General features: G+C 74.9%; 17 protein-coding genes, 1 tRNA gene and 1 pseudogene. 7 read left to right on the forward strand and 12 right to left on the reverse strand.

The window, feature by feature from the left end; genetic code table 11:
- Positions 1–39: 39 nt before the first annotated feature.
- The 5 genes and pseudogenes from PV341_RS22350 to PV341_RS22370 all read right to left on the reverse strand — a co-directional run.
- Positions 40–870, reverse strand: a pseudogene (locus PV341_RS22350) (lysylphosphatidylglycerol synthase transmembrane domain-containing protein); the annotation flags it as partial.
- Complete coding sequence (locus PV341_RS22355; RefSeq protein WP_500358837.1) at positions 867–1,742, reverse strand: methyltransferase domain-containing protein; 876 nt, start codon at positions 1,740–1,742, stop codon at positions 867–869. The pseudogene PV341_RS22350 and the gene PV341_RS22355, both read right to left, overlap by 4 nt.
- Entirely contained in the window at positions 1,739–2,863 is a 1,125-nt protein-coding gene (locus PV341_RS22360) for a glycosyltransferase family 4 protein (RefSeq protein ID WP_500323934.1), read from the reverse strand. Before PV341_RS22360 ends, PV341_RS22355 begins: the two co-directional genes overlap by 4 nt.
- A complete protein-coding gene (locus PV341_RS22365; RefSeq protein ID WP_500358838.1) occupies positions 2,860–3,258 on the reverse strand; it encodes a 6-pyruvoyl trahydropterin synthase family protein in 399 nt (132 codons plus the stop codon). The genes PV341_RS22360 and PV341_RS22365 overlap by 4 nt, the downstream gene beginning before the upstream one ends.
- 24 nt (positions 3,259–3,282) lie before the next feature.
- A complete protein-coding gene (locus tag PV341_RS22370; protein ID WP_500323933.1) occupies positions 3,283–4,263 on the reverse strand; it encodes a zinc-dependent alcohol dehydrogenase in 981 nt (326 codons plus the stop codon).
- A 116-nt stretch (positions 4,264–4,379) separates the two neighbouring features.
- Between PV341_RS22370 and PV341_RS22375 the strand changes: the two genes are divergently transcribed.
- Positions 4,380–5,186: a CDP-alcohol phosphatidyltransferase family protein gene (locus PV341_RS22375; protein WP_500323932.1), complete on the forward strand. Its 807-nt coding sequence runs from the start codon at positions 4,380–4,382 to the stop codon at positions 5,184–5,186.
- 694 nt (positions 5,187–5,880) lie between these two features.
- Here PV341_RS22375 and PV341_RS22380 read toward each other — a convergent pair.
- From PV341_RS22380 to PV341_RS22390, 3 genes are all read right to left on the reverse strand, one after another.
- Positions 5,881–6,564: a RibD family protein gene (locus tag PV341_RS22380; RefSeq protein WP_500323931.1), complete on the reverse strand. Its 684-nt coding sequence runs from the start codon at positions 6,562–6,564 to the stop codon at positions 5,881–5,883.
- A gap of 123 nt (positions 6,565–6,687) precedes the next feature.
- Complete coding sequence (locus PV341_RS22385) at positions 6,688–7,722, reverse strand: TIGR03617 family F420-dependent LLM class oxidoreductase (RefSeq protein ID WP_500323930.1); 1,035 nt, start codon at positions 7,720–7,722, stop codon at positions 6,688–6,690.
- The gene (locus PV341_RS22390; protein WP_499515277.1) at positions 7,719–8,075 is read right to left on the reverse strand and encodes an MmcQ/YjbR family DNA-binding protein; all 357 of its coding nucleotides are present in this window, start codon (positions 8,073–8,075) and stop codon (positions 7,719–7,721) included. Before PV341_RS22390 ends, PV341_RS22385 begins: the two co-directional genes overlap by 4 nt.
- Before the next feature lie 143 nt (positions 8,076–8,218).
- On the opposite strand from PV341_RS22390, the gene PV341_RS22395 reads away from it, so the two are divergent.
- Complete coding sequence (locus PV341_RS22395) at positions 8,219–8,698, forward strand: winged helix-turn-helix transcriptional regulator (protein WP_500323929.1); 480 nt, start codon at positions 8,219–8,221, stop codon at positions 8,696–8,698.
- A gap of 18 nt (positions 8,699–8,716) precedes the next feature.
- On the opposite strand, the gene PV341_RS22400 is transcribed toward PV341_RS22395, so the two are convergent.
- Together PV341_RS22400 and PV341_RS22405 are read right to left on the reverse strand one after the other, a co-directional pair.
- A complete protein-coding gene (locus PV341_RS22400; RefSeq protein ID WP_500323928.1) occupies positions 8,717–10,531 on the reverse strand; it encodes an ABC transporter ATP-binding protein in 1,815 nt (604 codons plus the stop codon).
- 336 nt (positions 10,532–10,867) lie between these two features.
- Positions 10,868–10,941, reverse strand: a tRNA-Pro gene (locus PV341_RS22405).
- Positions 10,942–11,122: 181 nt separating this feature from the next.
- Between PV341_RS22405 and PV341_RS22410 the strand changes: the two genes are divergently transcribed.
- A complete protein-coding gene (locus tag PV341_RS22410; RefSeq protein ID WP_500323927.1) occupies positions 11,123–11,413 on the forward strand; it encodes a YiaA/YiaB family inner membrane protein in 291 nt (96 codons plus the stop codon).
- On the opposite strand, the gene soxR is transcribed toward PV341_RS22410, so the two are convergent.
- On the reverse strand, positions 11,394–11,873 hold the full coding sequence (soxR, locus tag PV341_RS22415; RefSeq protein ID WP_500323926.1) for a redox-sensitive transcriptional activator SoxR: 480 nt from the start codon (positions 11,871–11,873) through the stop codon (positions 11,394–11,396). The genes PV341_RS22410 and soxR overlap by 20 nt on opposite strands.
- 54 nt (positions 11,874–11,927) lie before the next feature.
- On the opposite strand from soxR, the gene PV341_RS22420 reads away from it, so the two are divergent.
- Together PV341_RS22420 and PV341_RS22425 are read left to right on the forward strand one after the other, a co-directional pair.
- Positions 11,928–12,629 (forward strand): thiamine pyrophosphate-binding protein, encoded by a 702-nt coding sequence (locus tag PV341_RS22420; RefSeq protein ID WP_500323925.1) that lies wholly within the window; start codon positions 11,928–11,930, stop codon positions 12,627–12,629.
- Positions 12,630–12,658: 29 nt separating this feature from the next.
- Positions 12,659–13,600 carry a transketolase family protein gene (locus tag PV341_RS22425; protein WP_500323924.1) on the forward strand — a complete coding sequence of 314 codons (942 nt, stop codon included), beginning with the start codon at positions 12,659–12,661 and terminating at the stop codon, positions 13,598–13,600.
- A 241-nt stretch (positions 13,601–13,841) separates the two neighbouring features.
- On the opposite strand, the gene PV341_RS22430 is transcribed toward PV341_RS22425, so the two are convergent.
- Positions 13,842–14,807: an aldo/keto reductase gene (locus PV341_RS22430; protein WP_500323923.1), complete on the reverse strand. Its 966-nt coding sequence runs from the start codon at positions 14,805–14,807 to the stop codon at positions 13,842–13,844.
- A 119-nt stretch (positions 14,808–14,926) separates the two neighbouring features.
- On the opposite strand from PV341_RS22430, the gene PV341_RS22435 reads away from it, so the two are divergent.
- Positions 14,927–17,602 carry an alpha/beta fold hydrolase gene (locus PV341_RS22435; protein WP_500323922.1) on the forward strand — a complete coding sequence of 892 codons (2,676 nt, stop codon included), beginning with the start codon at positions 14,927–14,929 and terminating at the stop codon, positions 17,600–17,602.
- Complete coding sequence (locus PV341_RS22440) at positions 17,599–18,453, forward strand: ABC transporter permease (RefSeq protein WP_500323921.1); 855 nt, start codon at positions 17,599–17,601, stop codon at positions 18,451–18,453. Before PV341_RS22435 ends, PV341_RS22440 begins: the two co-directional genes overlap by 4 nt.
- The last annotated feature ends 42 nt before the right edge of the window (positions 18,454–18,495 follow it).

Here is an 18,495-nt window from a genome sequence, read left to right on the forward strand (position 1 = left end):
GGTGAGCACCCCGTAGACGACGGCGGTCGCAAGGCCCTGCGTCGCGCCCAGCCCGGCCGCGCCGAAGGCGAGCGTCGCGGCGGCCTCACGCGGGCCCCAGCCGCCGATGTTGACGGGCAGTCCCATCACGAGCAGGGCCAGGACGAGCGGCGGCACGAGCGTGGTGACCGGTGCCGACGAGCCCGCGACGCGGGCCGCGACCACGAACAGGGCGATGTGGCCGGCGAATCCCGCCGCGGACAGCGCGACCACGCCCGGCCAGGTGCCGCGGGCGAGCAGTCCGCTGCGGACGTCGGCCAGCCCGGTGGCCAGGGCCCGCCGGCCCCTGGCGCCGCGCCGCCACAGCAGCCATCCGCCGAGCACCACGACGGCCAGGAGCACGCCGGCCGTGACCTCCGCGGCGGCCCGGCCCGGCACGAGGTCCCCGGCGATGGCCGTGACCAGGGCGGGTCGGGTGAGCAGGACGGCCGCGCCGAGCGCGAGGACGACGACCTGCCCGCCCACCCGTTCCAGGACGACGGCGCGCACGCCGCGGCCGACGTCGCCGGAGTGCCTGCCGTGGCGGACCGCCCGGTCGACGTCGCCGAGGACGCCGGCCGGGAGCACCGCGTTGAGCAGCAGCGCCCGGTAGTAGTCGGACACGGCCCGGGCCATCGGGAGCCGCAGGCCGAGCCGGCGGGCGACCAGGCACCAGCGCCAGGCGCTCGTGACGGTGGTGAACAGGCCGATCGCGAGGGCCGCGAGGACGGCGGGGCCGTCGACGACCCGCAGGCCGTCGACGAACGCGCCGGTGCCGAGCCGCCACACGAGGGCGGCGAGGATGCCCGCGCCGATCAGCAGCCGCAGCCAGGCCCACAGTCGTTGCCTCACCGGGCGTCACCTCCGGGCAGGGCGAGCAGGTCGCCGTGGCCGACGACGGCGGTCAGCCGCCCGGCCGCGCAGTCTACGAGCCGTCGGCGCAGGTAGGGCTCCGCAAGGGCGGCCAGGCCGGGTTCCTGCTCGACGGCGGCGCCCACCCAGCCGCGCAGCCACTCGGCGGTGAGCGCGGACCGGTCCGCGCCGAGCCGCCACGGGCTGGGACGGGTCGTGACGGTGGCGCCGTACCGGGTGAACGCCCGGCCGGCTGCGTCGAGGGCGTCGGGGCCCAGTAGTGCGCGGCCGCCGGCCGTGCGCCGCTGGTGCGCGTTGAAGGCGGCGCTGATCTCCGCGTCGAGCGGGTCGGCGGGCCCGAGTTCGACCTCGCCGACCACCGAGAGACCGAGGAGCACGGGCACTCCTGCGGCGGTGCAGGTGGCGGCGAGGGCGTCGATCTCGGCAGCGGTGAGCAGGTCCAGCAGCGCGGAGGCGGTGACCAGCGAGGTCCCGGCGAGGTCGGCGGGGGTGAGCCGGGTGAGGTCGCCCTCGCGCGTCTCGGCGGTGACGGGACCGCCGCCCGCGGTGAGGCCGGAAAGGCTCGCCGCGGCCAGGTCGAGCAGGGCGGGGTCGTGGTCGTGCAGGATCCAGTGCTGCGGTCCGGGCAGTCGTCCGCTGAGCCAGCGGCCCATGGAGCCGGTGCCGCAGCCGAGGTCGCGGACGACGAGCGGGCCGGCGCCGGTGCCGGTGCCGGTGCCGGTGCCGCGGGACGCTCCCGCGAGGTGCTCGCGGAGCGGGCCGAGCAGGTCCGCGGCGCGGGCCGCGGCGTCGGCGTCCTCGCGCAGCGCGAGCCAGTGCGGTGTGAAGGGGGCGGTGTCGGACGTGGTCATCGGGTTCCCTCCCGCAGCAGTTCCAGTACCGCGTCCATGTGCCGCGCGGCGTGCTCCCAGCCGTGCAGCGTCTCGCGCCGCCGGCGGGCCGCCGTGCGCAGCCGGCCGCGCAGGTCGGCGTCGTCGAGCCAGCGGCGGAGCGCCGCGGCGAGTTCGGTGGTGTCGTCCGGGGGGACGAGGAGGCCGGGCGGTGTGCCGTCCGGTGCCAGGCCGAGGGCGTCGGGCACTCCCCCGGCGGCGGTGGCCAGTACGGGTGTGCCGCGCATCAGGGCCTCGGTGACGACCATGCCGAAGGTCTCGGCGCGGGACGGCAGGACGAGCAGGTCGGCGGCGGCGTACTCGGCCGCGAGGGGTTCGCCGGTGAGCGGGCCGGTGAGGTGCACGCGGTCGTCGAGGCCGTGCCGGCCGATCAGCGCGGTTACGCGTGCGAGGTGTTCGGGGTCGCGGCCGAACGGGCCCACGCAGCGACAGGTCCAGGTCAGGTCGGCGACGGCGGCGAGCGCCCCGGCCAGCAGGTCGTGGCCCTTGCGCGGGGTCAGCGAGGCGACGCACAGCAGCCGGGTGCCCTCCTGCGTGCCGGGCGCGAGCGGCGCGGGATCGGTGCCGGGGATGACGACGTGGACCCGGCCGGCGGGCAGCGCGTGCCGCTCGGCGATGCGCCGGGCGGCCCAGGGGCTGGTGGCGACGACCGCGGCGGCGGCCCGCAGGGTCTCGCGCTCCAGGGCGTCGAGTGCGCGGGCCGCGGCGGGGTCGAGGCCGGTCTCGTCGGCCAGGGGCAGGTGCACCAGGACGGCGGTGCGCAGCCGGCGCGTCTGCGGGACGACGATCTCCGGGACGCCGCAGGCCACGAGTCCGTCGAGCAGGACGACGGCGCCGTCCGGCACCGATGCGAGCGCCCCGGCCAGTGCCTGGCGGGCGGCGGTGTCCGGACGGGGCCACGTGCCCCGCACGGGGAGTTCCCGCAGCGGACGGCCCGCCGCCGCGAGGGTCTGGCTCAGGCGGCGGTCGTAGACGTTGCCGCCGCTGGGCGCGGTGGCGTCGTCGACGTCGCCCGGGAGGACGACGTACGCGGGGGCCGCCCCCGCCGGAGCGGGGGCGGCCGTGCGCGCGGGCGTGCTCACAGGGAACGCTCGTAGCTCGCCCAGGCGACGTGCGACTCGTGCAGCGTGACGGAGATGCCGGTCAGGCCGTGGGCGCCCTCGCCGAGCTTGCCCGCGGCCACGCGGTCGGCGAGCCGGTCGGCGATGACCTTCGCCAGGAACTCGGTGGAGGTGTTGATCCCGGCGAATTCCGGATCGTCGTCGAGGTTGCGGTAGTTGAGCGCGGCGAGCACCGCGCCCAGTTCCTGGGTCGCCAGGCCGATGTCGACGACGATGTTGTCGGCGTCGAGCTCCTGGCGGCGGAACGTCGCGTCCACCAGGAACGTGGCGCCGTGCAACCGCTGCGCGGGTCCGAAGACCTCGCCGCGGAAGCTGTGGGCGACCATGACGTGGTCGCGGACGGTGATACTGAACACGCGAGGACAACCTTCCCCAAAGGCCTAACCGGGACGGTAGGCAATACGGTGACAGAGCACGGAACGTTCACCGCCTGCGATCTCCTTCATCAGCAGGGGCAGTTCCTCGAAGTCGCTCTCGCCGGTGACGAGGGCGTCGTAGACCGGGTCGGCGAGCAGGCGCAGGGCCAGTGCCATCCGGTCCGCGTAGGTGCGCCGGGTGCGGCGCGAGGGTGAGACGGTGCCGACCTGGCTGCTGCGCACGACCAGGCGGCGGGAGTGGAAGGCCTCGCCCAGCGGCAGGCTGACCCGCCGGTCGCCGTACCAGCTCAGCTCGACGACGGTGCCCTCCGGCTCCAGCAGTTCCAGGGCGCGGCCGAGCCCCGCCTCGGTGGCGCTGGCGTGGACGACCAGGTCGCAGCCGCCCTCCGCCGCGTCGGGGTGGGCGAAGCCGACGCCGAGCGCCTCGGCGACGGCGGCGCGGGAGGGGTCGACGTCGACCAGCTGCACCCGCACGCCCGGCACGCCGGCGAGGACGGCGGCGACGCTGGAGCCGACCATGCCGGCGCCGACCACGGCGATCCGGTCCCCGATCTGCGGGCCCGCGTCCCAGACCGCGTTGACCGCGGTCTCGACGGTGCCCGCCAGCACCGCCCGTCCCGCGGGGACGTCGTCGGGCACGGGCGTCACGGCGGTGGCCGGCACGACGTACCGGGTCTGGTGCGGGTAGAGGCAGAAGACGGTGCGGCCGAGCAGCTCGGGCGGCCCCTGTTCGACCACGCCCACGTTGAGGTAGCCGTACTTCACCGGCCCCGGGAACTCGCCGTCCTGGAACGGCGCCCGCATCGCCTGGTGCTGGCTCACGGGCACCCCGCCCCGGAAGACCAGGGTCTCGGTGCCGCGGCTCACCCCGGAGTACAGGGTGCGCACCAGGACCTCCCCCGGACCGGGTTCCGCCAGGGGGACCTCTCTGACCTCGCCCTCGCCGGGTTCTCGAAGCCAGAACGCACGCGCCGAACGCTCCACCGATTTCCTCCGTACTCCATGGCGGGCAACAGGCACCCGCCATCCGGGTGGTGCCGGGCCCGTACCGTACGCGGCTGTGCCGCACAGGCGACAAGCGGGGACGTCTCATGACCGTGATGACCGTTGGATCCGAGTTCCGTGGGGGCACCGCGGGGCGTGAGCAGGCCGGGGCGGCAGCAGCCCAGCTGGCGCTGCTGGCCGCGCTGTGGGCCACCGTGGGCCTGGACACCGTGGGCTGGCTGACCGGGACCGTCTACGCGGCGGGCACCTGGGCACTGCTGGCGGCGGGCCTGCGGCGGGCGGGTCGCCGCTCGCTGGGCCCGGCCGACCACGTCACCCTGGCCCGCACGGTGCTCGTCGGCGGCGTGACGGCCATGGTGGCGGGAGGCGTCGCTCACGGCGCGCCGCTGCTGACCGGGCTGACCGCGGTGGCCCTGGCCCTCGACGCGGTGGACGGCAAGGTCGCACGGCGTACGGGCACGTCGTCCGCCCTGGGCGCGCGCTTCGACATGGAGGTCGACGCCTTCCTGATCCTGGTGCTGAGCGCGCGGCTCGCCCTGACGCTGGGCCCGTGGGTGCTGGTGATCGGCGCCATGCGCTACGCCTTCGTGGCGGCGGCGTGGGTGCTGCCGTGGCTCAACGCCGCGCTCCCGCCGAGCTTCGCCCGCAAGACCGTTGCGGCACTGCAGGGCGTCGTCCTGCTCGCCGCCTGCTCGGGGCTCCTGCCCGCGGGGGTCTCGGCCGCCCTGACGGTGCTCGCGCTGGCCTCGCTGGTGTGGTCGTTCGGCCGCGACGTGCTCTGGCTGTGGCGCCACCGCCCGGCACCGCGCTCCGGGCCCGCCGGGGGCCTCGCGGGGGCGGGCGCGGCGGCGGAGGAGACCCGCGTGCTGGTCTCCTCCGCCGCGGGCGGCCGCACCTCCTGACCCGGCACATCCGTGGCCCCGGCGAGGTCCTCCCCGCCGGGGCCACGGGCCCGTGCCTGCGGCCGTGGACCGGCACGGCGCCGCGCCGCGCCGCGGGGCGTCGGTCCCCTCGTGGCCTGTCCGGGACTCCTGCCCACCGGCGGCCGGACGTCCCGACTCGGCCCGTTCACGCTTCCCGCCGACGTCAGCCGCCGCCCGGGACCTGCGGGCCACGGGTATCAGCCCGGCCGACGGGCCCTCGAGTGCAGTGGCTTTCGAAGGCACCGCAGGCCGCGGTCCCCGCCGCCACCGGTCGGGGACACCGACGGTCCCGGGGCCATCGCGTCGGCGCCGCCGGTGTGATCGTTCGGCGGCGGCCATCGTGAGCGCCGGGCGAGCGCCACAGAGCACCCGCCCCTCCGGACCCTCGGCCGCGAGCGGCCGCACCTCCTGACCCGGCGCGTTCGGGCTCCCGCCGGCGTCACGCGCTGCCGGGGACCTCGGCCTGACGCGCGAGGAGCGGCGCGTCGCATCGCGCCTGGGCTCCGGACCCTGGAGAGCAGCCCGGTTCAGCAGAGCTGCAGGACACCAGGTCCCGCTCACGGCCCCTCCGCGGCCCGTGCCCGCCGGCGATCGGGCGTCGTCCTACCGCGTCGCCGGTCCGGGGGCCTCGGAGGGTCTGCGACCCCGAACGCGCCCCGCCCGTCCCGGGCGGTCAGGCGTCCTGACGCGGCAGGTAGCGCAGCAGCACCACGTCGCCGATCTGCCGGGTCTCCGCGAGCGTCATCCGGTGCTGGGGGCCCTGCGGGAAGACCGCGGGGTGCACCATGCGCGGGGCGTCGGCCTGGCCGACGAAGAACGGCGCGTACACCAGGTGGAGTTCGTCGACGAGTCCGGCGCTGAGGAACATGGTGTGGACGACTCCCCCGCCCTCCACCATGAGCCGTTCGACGCCGCGCCCGGCGAGGTCGGCGAGCAGGAGCCGGACGTCCAGCGGGTCGCCGGCGTCGACGACGGAGCAGACGTCCCCCAGGCGTTCGCGGAGGCAGTCGCTCGCGCAGGACGTGGTGTAGACGACCTTCTCGCACTCCCCGGTGGTGAAGAACCGGGCGCCGGGATCGAGTTTCCCGCTCTCCGTGACGGTGACCTTCACCGGGGTCGGCGGGAGCCCGGCGCGGACGCGCCGTTCGCGGCGCTCTGCGGAGCACACCAGCAGCCGCGGGTCGTCGGAACGTATGGTGTTGGCCCCGACGAGGATGGCGTCCACCCCGGAGCGGACCTCGTCGATCCGGTCGAAGTCCTCCTCGTTGGAGAGCAGCAGCCGGGTCGTGCTCGTGTCGTCCAGGCATCCGTCCAGCGAGGAGGCCACGGACATCAGTACGTACGGGCGCGATCTCATGGGGACACATTGCCGCACGGCGGCGTTCGCGGACGTGAAGCTTCCGTAAGTTAGGTGCCGGGGGCCGGATGGATGTAGGGTCCGCCGATCATCGTGCGGGCCTGGTCAGGGCCCGGTGGCCCGTCAGTCCCGCACCCCGGCCAGCACGTCGAGGGCGAGGGTGTCGTCGGCGTCGTGGGAGAGGGAGACGGTGACGCGTGTGCACAGGCCCGCGAAGCGGTCGCGCACGGCCCGGCCGACCTCCCGCGGTTCACCGTGGAGGGCGAAGGCGTCCAGGACGTCGTCGTCGACCAGCCGGCCCATCTCGGACCAGCGGCCGCGCACGGACAGCCGGTGCAGCTCGTCGTGGAGTTCGCCCCAGCCGTGGAGGTCGAGCACGGCGCGGTAGGCGGGCGTCGAGGCGTAGAACGCGATCCTCTCGCGGGTGGCGGTGAGGGCCGCGGCGTACTCCTCCTGCGTACGGCCGGTCGCGACCAGGGCGTTGCCCACCACGTCGAAGGGCTGCCCCGCGTGCTCGGAGGACTCCCTGGCCTTGTGAACGGCCGGGAGGGTCACCTGCCGCAGGTAGTCCGCGGAGGTGAGGGCGTGGCAGATCAGCCCGTCGGCGACCTCGCCCGCGACAGCGGTCATCAGGGGGCCGACGCCGGCGAGCCAGATGCGGGGCGGCCCGGACGGGAGGGGGCCCGGGTCGAACATCGGCGTCATCAGCGTGTGGGTGTAGAACTCGCCGCGGAAGCGGAGCCGTTCGCCGGTCTGCCAGCTGTGCCAGATGGCGCGCAGCGCGCCCGCGAACTCCTTCATGCGGGCGGCGGGCCGCGACCAGGGCATGCCGTAGCGGTGGGTGATGTGCGGCTTGACCTGGGAGCCGAGGCCGACGGTCATCCGCCCGCCGGAGAGCCGCTGGACGTCGTACGCGGCCGTGGCCACCGTCATCGGGTTGCGGGCGAAGGCGATCGCCACGCCGCTGACCAGGTCGGCCCGCCGGGTGGCGCCCGCGGCGAGGGCCAGCTGGAGGAAGGCGTCGTGCCGCATCTCGTTGACCAGCACGCCGTCCGCGCCGTGCGCCTCGGCGCGGGCGGCCTCGGTGGCGGCCCGCTCGATCCGGCCGGTGAAGGTGAAGTCGGCCTTGAGCGGCGGGGTCGGGGACGGGGTCGTCACGCGCCGGCTCCCCCGGCCGGGCCCGCCGTCTCGGTGAGCCGCGGCGGCGCGGCCTGCCGCCAGGAGTCGGCGACGATGTCCCGGAGCTCGTCCACGTCGTCCAGGGCGGCGAGCCGCACCCGCACCCAGTTCGATCCGGCCTCGTGCGGCGGCACCCAGAACTTCCCCGGCTCGGCCGCGATCAGCTCGCCCCGCTCGTGCATGGGGCAGCGCACGGCGAAGGACGTCTCGTCGTCGGGCAGCGTGAGGTACATCTTCCCGGCGACCCGGAACGTGGGCATGCTCCAGGCCTCCTTCTCCACCGTCTCGGGGAGCGAGAGGGCGATGCGGCGGACGTCTTCGGAATCGGGCATGCGACCACCGTAGCCATCGCCTCCGACAACGGCCGTGACGCGTCCCCCGGCCGCTCCGGGCCCCTCCCGCCCGGGGCTGAGTAGCAGGAGGAAACCTAGGTGTAGACTGTCCTTCCGCCGCATCGGGCAGGAGGTGAGCCGCGGTGACGAACGGACGGCACGTGTCGGGCCCCCAGGAGGACCAGCCGGCCTGCTCCATCGAGCGGAGCCTGCAGATCCTCGGTGAGCGCTGGTCCCTGCTGGTGCTGCGCGAGGTCTTCGCCGGGAGGCACCGCTTCGCCGAGATCCAGACGTCGCTCGGGATCGCGCCCAACCTCCTCAGCGCCCGCCTCAAGCTGCTCGTCGAGGCCGGGGTGCTGTGCACCCGCACGTACCAGGAGCCGGGCAGCCGGCAGCGGCAGAGCTACCACCTGACCGAGGCCGGGCGGGAGCTCGACCTCGTCATGGCCTCGCTGCAGCAGTGGGGCGACCGCCACCGGCCGCGCCCGTCCGGCCCCTCCGCGCGCCGGCGGACGCGCTCGACCGGCCACGCCGTCCACGTCGGCTTCCTCACCGAGGACGGCCGCGAGGTGCCCGGCACCGACGTGTCGATCGCGGTGACGCAGCCCACCGGGACGCCCTGACCGACCGGGCGGCCTGGTTCAGTGCAGGTCGGCCCGTTCGGCGGTGTCGTCCAGGAAGCCTCCGGACTGGTGCTGCCACAGCTTGGCGTAGGCGCCCTCCTCCGTGAGCAGTTCCTGGTGGGTGCCCTGCTCGATGATGCGCCCGCGGTCCAGGACGACCAGCCGGTCCATCCCGGCGACCGTGCTCAGCCGGTGCGCCACCACCAGCGCCGTCCGCCCGTCCATCAGCCGCCACAGCGCCTCCTGGACGAGGACCTCGCTCTCCGAGTCCAGGGCGCTGGTCGCCTCGTCCAGCAGCAGGATCGGCGCGTCGCGCAGGATCGCCCGGGCGAGCGCGACCCGCTGCCGCTGTCCGCCGGAGAGCTTGATCCCGCGCTCGCCGACCATGGTGTCGAAGCCGCCGGGCAGCGCGTCGGCGAACTCGGTGACGTGGGCCGCCAGGGCCGCGCGGCGGATCTCGCCCTCGGTGGCGTCCGGCCGGGCGAAGGCGATGTTGTCCCGCAGCGAGCGGTGGAACATCGCCGGGTCCTGCGGCACGTAGGAGATCAGGCTGCGCAGGTCGGCCTGGCGCAGCCGGCTGATGTCCTGCCCGCCGATGAGGATCCGGCCGCCGTCGATGTCGTTCATCCGCAGCAGCAACCGGGTGAGCGTGGTCTTGCCGCCGCCGGACCGGCCGACCAGCCCGATCCTGGCACCGCTGGGCACGGCCAGGTCGAGCCCCTCGAAGAGCGGCTCCGCGCCCCCGTGGGAGAAGGTCACGTGCTCGAAGCGGACGTCGGCGCCCCGGGACCGCAGCGGTTCCGGCGCGGGCGGGTCGAGCACGGTGGGCGGCTTCAGCAGCAGTTCGGTGAACTGCGCCGCCTCCGTCATCGAGCTCTCCAGGCGGCGGTAGATCTGGTTGAACTCGAACATGATCCGCGTCGCGTTGGAGTAGTACGTGAAGGCCACCACGACCGCCTCCACGCCGTGCGTGCCCGCACCCAGCGTGACCGCCAGCAGCAGGCCGAGCGCGTTGGTCAGCACCGACAGCGGTGCGACCAGGGTGTCGATGCGCAGGTTGCCGTAGTCCCACGACTTGAGCGTGAGCCTTCGCGACTCGGCGACACGGGAGCGGTGCTCGGCGGCCTCGCGTTCCTCCGCGGCGAACGCCCGGACCGTGTCCATGTTCATCAGGCTGTCGGCAACGTGCCCGGACACCCGGGCGATCGCCTCCTCGCGCCGGCGGACGAGCACCTGGCGCCGGCGGATGAGGGGCGCCACGCACAGCGCCGTCACCGCGATCATCGCCAAGAGGCCGACGACCAGCAGCGGTTCGTAGGCCCACAGCACCACCGACCCGAACAGCAGCGGGACGAAGCTGCCCAGGACGCTGAAGGTCAGCGTGTCGACGAACTCCTCGAAGCGCGAGGCGAAGCTCAGCACCCGCTTGGTGAGGGACCCCGCGAAGTTGTCGTGGAAGAACGACGCGTCCTTGGCGAACAGCTCGTCCATCCCGACCACGTACAGGTGCTCGATGCCGCGGGCGTCGAGGCGGTTCAGGCAGTGCAGGCCGATGCGCCACAGCGTCTCCGCGAGCAGCAGCACGCCGGCGAAGGCCAGGACGTAGGGGAGGGTCGAGCCGATGCCGGGAGCGGTGCCGTCGACGAAGCCGCCGACGAGCTTCGCGACGATCAGCGGTGCGACGTAGTTGATGCCGATGTTGCCGAGGGCCGGCGACAGCATCGCCGGAAGCGTCAGCCACCGGAACCGGGCCAACTCCCCTCCGTAGTAGCGCAGTGCCAGGAGCACCGGGCCCCTGGCCGGCCGGAACCTGCGTGATTCAGGCGATCCCATCTCCACCCTGTGGTGTCGTGCGGCGTGCTGCCGCGAGCTTCTCCGGGAGGTGCCGCTGCCGCCGTGGCGGTACGGCGGCGCCGAGGTGCGCATGAGTGGGCGGTCCGGAAGTGGCAGTGTCCCGCGGCGGCCCACGTGGAGTCCAAGCGTTTTCCGGCCCGGTGGCACGGCGCACGGAGGCGTCCCGGCGCACGCGCGCGGCCCCCGGCGGCCGGGGGCGGCGCGGGCCCGCCCGGGGGACGGCCGGCCGGGGTCGTACCGCTCCGGCCGCGCCTCATGTGCCGCAAACGCAACCAGCGGGTTTGTCATGAATGACAAACCCGCTGGTCGACACCGTCGGGACGACAGGATTTGAACCTGCGACCCCTTGACCCCCAGTCAAGTGCGCTACCAAGCTGCGCCACGTCCCGGTGTCGCTTTCGTCCCGGGCTTCCCGCCCGGCCGACCGCGCACGAGAACAATACCGCACGTCGTCGGGTGCTCGCTCGCACCATTCCCGCAGCACGCCGGGCGCCGCCGCGACGGGGTACCCGGCCCGGGATGAGTAGCCGTACTCATGTGGCGCGGGCCACGACGGCCGATGCTTCGGTCATGGCGAATCCGATCCAGCAGCAGACGACCGCGGCCTTCTCGGCCCAGGCCGCGATCTCGTTCGCCGTCGCCCTCGGGGCGATGGTCGTGGGCATCGCCTACCTGCCGGTCGGCCCGTGGGTGCGGGCCTTCCTGGCGGTGGGGCTGCTCTACGTGGTGACCTCGGCGTTCACGCTCGCCAAGGTCGTCCGCGACCGGCAGGAGGCCGGCCAGGTGACGAGCCGGGTGGACCAGGCCCGGCTGGACAAGCTGCTGGCCGAGCACGACCCGTTCAAGGTCGACGGGGTGTAGCCGACTCGTCGCCCAGCAGGTAGCGCGCGCCGGGGCCCTTGGCGGCGGCGGTGTCGTCCGGGTTGTACAGGGCGCACTTGCGCAAGGAGAGGCAGCCGCAGCCGATGCAGCCGGTGAGGTTGCCCTTGAGCCGTTCGAGCTCCGCGATCTGCTCGTCGATGCGGCGGGTCCAGGTGCGGGCGACGGTGTTCCATTCGGCGGCGCTGGGGGCACGGTCCTCGGGGAGCCTGGCGAGGGCCGCGCCGGCCTCCTCCAGCGACAGGCCGACGCGCTGGGCGGCCCGGATGAAGGCGACACGGCGGAGCGTGGCGCGGGCGTAGCGGCGCTGCCCGCCGGCGGTGCGCTCGGAGCGGATGAGGCCGAGCTCCTCGTAGTAGCGCAGGGCCGAGGTGGCCAGGCCGCTGCGGGCGGCGAGCTCACCGATGGCCAGGCGGTCGCGGCGCGGTGCGGGGTCGCTCATGGGCCCGAGGGTACCGCTTGACCTCAAGCCGACTTGAAGTTGCACCATCCCCATATGACTCCGACCAGCACGGACACCGCGTACGGCTACGACGACCTGCGGCGGCTGATGTCGCTCATGACCGGCGACGAGAAGCACGGGCCCGCCGCCACCTCAACCCTCGACGTGTTGTGGGTGCTTTACGACCGCGTGCTGCGGGTGACCCCGGGGACCTCTGAGGACGCCGGGCGGGACCGTTTCCTGCTCTCCAAGGGCCACGGCCCGATGGCGTACTACGCGGTCCTCACCGCCAAGGGCTTCGTCCCGGAGGAGTGGCTGCCGGGCTTCGGCTCCTTCGGGTCGCCGCTCGGTCACCACCCGGACCGTGTGCTCGTGCCGGGCGCCGAGATCGGCTCCGGCTCACTCGGCCACGGCCTGCCGATCGCCGTGGGCAGCGCCCTGGGCCTGCGGGCGCAGGGCCTGACCGACGCCGCGGTGTGGGTGCTGGTCGGCGACGCCGAACTGGACGAGGGCAGCAACCACGAGGCCGTCGCCTTCGCCGGCGCCGTCGGCCTGGAGGGCCTGCACGTCGTCGCGGTCGACAACACCTCCGCCACCTACCGGCGCCCCGGCGGTCCCGCCTCGCTCTTCGCCGCCGAGGGCTGGTCCGTGGCCACCGTCGACGGCCGTGACCACGAAGCCCTGTACGAGGCGTTCACCATGCCCCACCCCGGACGGCCGCACGCCGTCGTCGCCCGTGTCGAGTCCAAGCGCTGACCGCCGCCCCGAGCCGAGGAGACCTTCCCGTGGACACCATGCGTGAACGCTTCACCACCATCGCCGGACGCCTGCTGGAGGACGACCCCCGTCTGGCCGTCGTGCTGGCGGTCATCTCCGGGGACCGCTTCACCGACGCCGCCCGCGCCCACCCCGACCGGGTGATCGACGTCGGCATCCGCGAGCAGCTGCTGGTCAGCGTCGCGGGCGGGCTGGCGCTGACCGGGCTGCGGCCGATCGTCCACACCTTCGGCAGCTTCCTGGTGGAACGCCCCTTCGAGCAGGTCAAGCTGGACCTGGGGCACCAGGGCGCGGGCGCGGTGCTGGTCAGCGCGGGCGCCTCGTACGACATCGCCGCGGGCGGCCGGACCCACCAGGCCCCCGGTGACGTCGCCCTGCTGGACACCCTCGACGGCTGGACCGTGCACGTGCCCGGCCACCCCGACGAGGCCGAGGCCCTGGTCCGGCACGCGGCGGCCGACGACGACAACCGGGTCTACGTGCGGCTCAGCGAGCAGTCCAACCGCACCGCACGGCCGGTCTCGCCGGGCCGGTTCCGGGTGCTGCGCGAGGGCCGGGCGGGCGTGGTCGTCGCCGTGGGCCCGCTCCTGGACGCCACGCTGGCGGCGGTCGCGGACATGGACGTGACCGTGCTGTACGCCTCCACGGTGCGCCCCTTCGACGCGTCCGGGCTGCGGGCGGCCGTCGCGGGCACGGACGCGGCGGACGTGGTGCTCGTCGAGCCGTACCTGGCGGGCACCTCGGCGCCCTTCGCCGCCGAGGCCCTGCTCGACCTGCCCCACCGCGTCCTGGCCCTGGGCACCGCCCGCGCGGAGCTGCGCCGCTACGGCACCTGGCAGGAACACGTTGCGGCGCACGGCCTGGACGCCGCCGGGCTGCGGGCACGCATCGGGGGCTTCCTGGCGGGCTCCCGCCGCACAGCGGGCCTCGCGGGCTCGGGCGTCCGCTAGCTCCGGGCGTCCGCTAGGGCGTGTCTGATGAACAGCGCCGTCCGCCCGGAGGGCGGGGCTCGTGGCGGCTGGTGCGTGCTATCGCAAGGCGGAGGATCGGCCTCGTACTGGACGTACGTGGACGACTCCGACAACGCAGCGTGGGGGCACCCCGGCCGCTGGGGGAGTGCCGTGCCGGGGGGCACCTCCCAGCGCCAACTGGGGGAGCGTCGCGAGCCAGGCGGGATTCATCAGACACGCCCTAACTCCAGGGGAGCTCCGCGCGGTGCCGCCAGTACGCCGGGGCCGGTTCGGCCAGGGCGGCGAGCCGGGCCAGGTGCTCCGCGTCGAGGCCGACGGAGGCGGCCCGGGCGTTGGCGGTGACCTGGCCGGTCGTCGCGGCGCCGGAGAGCACGACACGGGCCCAGGGGCGGCGCAGGACCGCGGCGAGGGCGACGGCGTCGGGCGTGGCGCCGGTCCGGGCGGCCACCTCGGCGAGGGGGGAGTCGGGATCGGCCGTGGCCAGGCGGCCGTTGGCCATCGCCTCCTTGACGATCACGGTCAGTCCCGCGTCGTGCGCCTCGGCCAGGGCGGGCCCGGCGGAGGGCTCCAGCAGGTTGTAGGTGGCCTGCACGACGGAGAACAGGCGCCGCCCGTCCACCGTCACCTTCAGCGCCGCGCGGATCGCCTCGGCCTGCAGCGGACCGCTGGTGGACAGGCCGACGGCCACCCCGTCGGCCGCCAGCCGGGCGAGGCGTTCGTGGAGGTCGCGGTCGGCGAGGGCCGGGCTGTCCGGGGTGACGGAGTGGATCTGGTAGAGGTCGAGGCGGTCGCCGAGCAGGGCGCGGGTCTCGGCGATCTGCCGGTCGTAGGTGGCGGTGCCGTGGTCCTTGACCTCGTGCACCTCGGCGTCGGGCCGCCACCCGGCGGTGTAGGTGTAGCCCCACTTGCTGCCGATCACGACGTCGGTCGCCTCGGGGTGGGCGTCCAGCCAGCCGGCCAGGAACTCCTCCGCCCGGCCGTAGGAGCGGGCGGCGTCGAAGTAGCGGATGCCGAGCGCGTAGGCGGTGTCGAGGACCGCGTGGGCACGGTCCCGCATCGCCTCGACGGTGCGGTCGGCGGGCAGATCGGCGGCGCGGCCGAGGTCGATGTAGGCGGGACGGCCGACGGCGGCGAGGCCGAGACCCAGCCGGGGCAGGGGGGCGGTGACGAGTCGTTCGAGGGGCACGGTCGCCACCGTACTCCCGGTGCAGTACGCCGATCCGGTGCCTGAGGCGGACGTCGCGGGTGATCACCGGAATGCATAGTGGGACCGTCACACTCGTCGTCCCCGTCCGAGGATCACGCATGCGATTCGCCCTGCCCAGGACCTGGCGCACCCGGCGGCGGCTGGCGGCCGGCGCCGCCGCCCTCGCCGTGCTCGCCGCAGGCGGCGCCGTCACCCTCGCGACGGCCGACGCCCCCGCGCCCGTGCGCCGCCAGGACCGGGTCTTCTCGCTGCCCGAGGCCCCGGGCAGTACCGCGAAGGTGCGGATCGACACCTCCTACTTCACCTCCGGCGGGTCGGCGCCGCGCCCGGCGGTCCTGCTCGCGCACGGTTTCGGCGGCACCAAGGACGACGTGCGGGCCGAAGCCGAGTCCCTCGCCCGCAGCGGCTACGCCGTACTGACCTGGTCCGCGCGGGGATTCGGCGCCTCGGGCGGGCGGATCGGGCTCAACTCCCCCGACGCCGAGGTCGCCGACGTCTCACGGCTCATCGACTGGCTGGGCCGGCGGCCCGAGGTGCTGCGCGACGGCCGTGACGACCCGCGGGTCGGCGTCGCGGGGGCCTCGTACGGCGGAGCCATCTCGCTGCTCGCCGCGGGGTACGACCGGCGGGTGGACGCCATCGCGCCCGCGATCACCTGGTGGGACCTGGGCGAAGCGCTGTTCCCGCAGGGCGTGTTCAAGAAGCTGTGGGCGGGGATCTTCTTCTCCACCGGCTCGCGCGGCGCCGCCTGCGGCTTCACCGCCGAACTGTGCGCGATGTACGACCGGTCGGCCGTGGCCGGCCGCCCGGACGCCGCGACGCTGCGGCTGCTGACGCGCTCCAGCCCCTCCTCCGTGGCCGGGCGCATCAAGGTGCCGACCCTGGTGGTGCAGGGCCAGAACGACTCCCTCTTCCCGCTCGACCAGGGCGACGCCATCGCGCGTGCCGTCGCCGCGAACGGCGCGCCCGTGGCCGTCGACTGGTTCTCCGGCGGGCACGACGGGGGCGACCAGGAGACCTCGCGGATCGAGGCGCGCACCACGGCCTGGTTCGACCGCTGGCTGAAGAAGGACGAGGGCACCGACACCGGGCCCGCGTTCCGGGTCACCCGGACCGGAGGCGTCGACACCACCGACGGCAGGGCCGTGCGGCGCGGTGCGGACGCCGACGCGTACCCGGGGCTGGAGGGCACCCGGACCCGGACGGTCCCGCTCGGCGGCCGCGCGCGGACGGTGGCCAACCCCGCCGGCGGCAGCCCGCCCGCCATCTCGGCGGTGCCCGGCGTGGGCGCCCTCTCCCAGCTCTCCGACCTCGGCCAGGGGCTGTCGCTGTCGCTGGACTTCCCCGGTCAGCGCGCCGCCTTCGACTCGGCGCCGCTGACCTCGTCGCTGCGCCTGACGGGCGCGGCGACGACACGGGTCACCGTCGACACGGACGCACCCGCCGGTGCGGTGCTCTTCGCGAAGCTGTACGACGTGGGCCCGGGCGGCAACGAGACCCTGCCGCACCAACTGGTCGCGCCGCTGCGGGTCGCCGGCGCCGGCACGGTGCAGGTGCGGCTGCCCGCCGTGGACCACGAGTTCGCCGCCGGACACCGGCTGCGGCTGGTGCTGTCCACCACCGACCTCGGCTACGCCTCCCCCGTCGCGGCCGCCACGTACCGGGTGTCCCTGCCCGCCGGCGCCGCTCTGACGGTGCCCACGGACCCGGAACTGACCACCGCCCAGGGCACGCTGCCCGTCTGGGTGTGGCTGCTGCCGGTCGCCGCGCTCGCGCTGGCGGCGGCGCTGCTGCTGACCGGCCGCCGCCGGGCGGGCGCGGTGCGGCAGCCGCCGGACCCGGCCCTCACGGACGTACCCCTGGAGATCTCCGGGCTGTCCAAGCGCTACCACGGCGCGGCGGACCGCTACGCCGTGCGGGAGTTGTCCTTCCGGGTGGAACGGGGCCAGGTGCTGGGGCTGCTCGGCCCCAACGGCGCGGGCAAGACGACGACGATGCGCATGATGATGGGCCTCATCCGGCCCGACGCCGGAACCATCCGCGTGTTCGGCCACGCGATCCGGCCGGGCGCGCCCGTGCTGTCCCGGGTCGGGGCCTTCGTGGAGGGCGCGGGCTTCCTGCCGCACCTGACGGGGCGGGCCAACCTGGAGCTGTACTGGCGGGCCACGGGCCGGCCGGCGGCCGACGCCCACGTCGAGGAGGCCCTGGAGATCGCCGGCCTCGGCGAGGCCCTGGAGCGCGCGGTGCGCACCTACTCGCAGGGCATGCGGCAGCGGCTCGCCATCGCGCAGGCCATGCTGGGCCTGCCCGACCTGCTCATCCTCGACGAGCCGACCAACGGGCTGGACCCGCCGCAGATCCGCGAGATGCGCGACGTGGTGCGGCGCTACGCGGCGGCGGGCCGTACCGTCCTCGTCTCGAGCCACCTGCTGTCGGAGGTCGAGCAGAGCTGCACGCACCTGGTCGTCATGGACAAGGGGCGGCTCGTGGCGGCCGGTCCGGTGGGCGAGATCGCCGGGAGCGGGCGGACGCTCTTCGTCGGCGCGCCGGGCATGGGCGACGAGGAGCGCGAGGCGGTCGCCGCGAAGCTGTCGGCGCTGCCCGGCGTCGAGACGGCCGAGTCCGCGGACGACGGGCTGCTGGTCCGGCCGGGCACCATGACCGTGCCGGAGCTGCTGTCCGAACTCCTGCGGCTCGACGTGCCGGTGGAGCGCGTCGGCCCGCACCGCCGCCTGGAGGACGCGTTCCTGACCCTGATCGGAGGTCCCGCGTGACCGAGACCCTGGAACTGGCCGCGGGGTACCGTCCGGGCCGCACCCTGCCGCTGCGGGTGGAGGCGGTGCGGCAGTTCCTGCGGCGCCGCACGCTCGTCGCGTTCGCCGTCGTCCTCGGGCTGCCCGTGATCGTGTGGGCGGCCTTCGCGATCGGCGGCACCCCGCGGGGGCGGGACTCCGGCCCGACGATGATGGACGTGGCCACCGCCTCGGGCGTCAACTTCTCGCTGGCGGTGCTCTTCGTCTCCTCCGGCTTCCTGCTGACGATCCCCGTCGCCCTCTTCTTCGGCGACACGATCGCCTCGGAGGCCAACTGGTCCTCCCTGCGCTACCTGCTGGCCGCCCCGGTGCCCCGGGCCCGGCTGCTGGGCTCCAAGGCGCTGGTGTCCCTGGTCTTCAGCGCCGCCGCCGTGCTGGCGCTGCCCACGGTGGCGCTGGGGGTCGGCACGCTCGCCTACGGATGGGGCGACCTGGAACTCACCACGGCCGGCTCGCTGCCCCCGGGCACCGCGACGGGCCGGCTCGCGATCGCCGCCCTCTACGTCTTCGTGGGCCAACTGGCCGTCGCGGGCTTCGCCTTCTGGCTCTCCACGCTCACCGACGCGCCCCTGGGGGCGGTCGGCGGGGCCGTGGGCGTCGCGATCCTCTCCAACATCCTGGACGCGATCACCGCCCTGGGCTCGCTGCGGGACGTCCTGCCGACGCACTGGCAGTACGCCTGGATCGACGCGCTCCAGCCCCGCCTGGAATGGTCGGGCATGCTCAAGGGCACCTCGGTGTCGCTGTCCTTCGCGGTGGTGTTCTTCGCGCTGGCCTTCCGCGGCTTCCGGGGGAAGGACATCGTGTCCTGAGGGGCGCGGGCGCGGGAGCGCGAAGGGGGGACGGTGGAGGAG

Source organism: Streptomyces sp. PA03-1a (assembly GCF_033792805.1).
GTDB lineage: Bacteria > Actinomycetota > Actinomycetes > Streptomycetales > Streptomycetaceae > Actinacidiphila.

Coding starts and splice junctions, on each gene's coding strand:
- PV341_RS22355 (WP_500358837.1), bottom strand. CDS start 1,742: ATGACCACGTCCGACACCGCCCCCTTCACACCGCACTGGCTCGCGCTG.
- PV341_RS22390 (WP_499515277.1), bottom strand. CDS start 8,075: ATGCCCGATTCCGAAGACGTCCGCCGCATCGCCCTCTCGCTCCCCGAG.
- PV341_RS22400 (WP_500323928.1), bottom strand. CDS start 10,531: ATGGGATCGCCTGAATCACGCAGGTTCCGGCCGGCCAGGGGCCCGGTG.
- soxR (WP_500323926.1), bottom strand. CDS start 11,873: ATGAGCGACCCCGCACCGCGCCGCGACCGCCTGGCCATCGGTGAGCTC.
- PV341_RS22435 (WP_500323922.1), top strand. CDS start 14,927: ATGCGATTCGCCCTGCCCAGGACCTGGCGCACCCGGCGGCGGCTGGCG.
- PV341_RS22375 (WP_500323932.1), top strand. CDS start 4,380: ATGACCGTTGGATCCGAGTTCCGTGGGGGCACCGCGGGGCGTGAGCAG.
- PV341_RS22410 (WP_500323927.1), top strand. CDS start 11,123: ATGGCGAATCCGATCCAGCAGCAGACGACCGCGGCCTTCTCGGCCCAG.
- PV341_RS22420 (WP_500323925.1), top strand. CDS start 11,928: ATGACTCCGACCAGCACGGACACCGCGTACGGCTACGACGACCTGCGG.
- PV341_RS22380 (WP_500323931.1), bottom strand. CDS start 6,564: ATGAGATCGCGCCCGTACGTACTGATGTCCGTGGCCTCCTCGCTGGAC.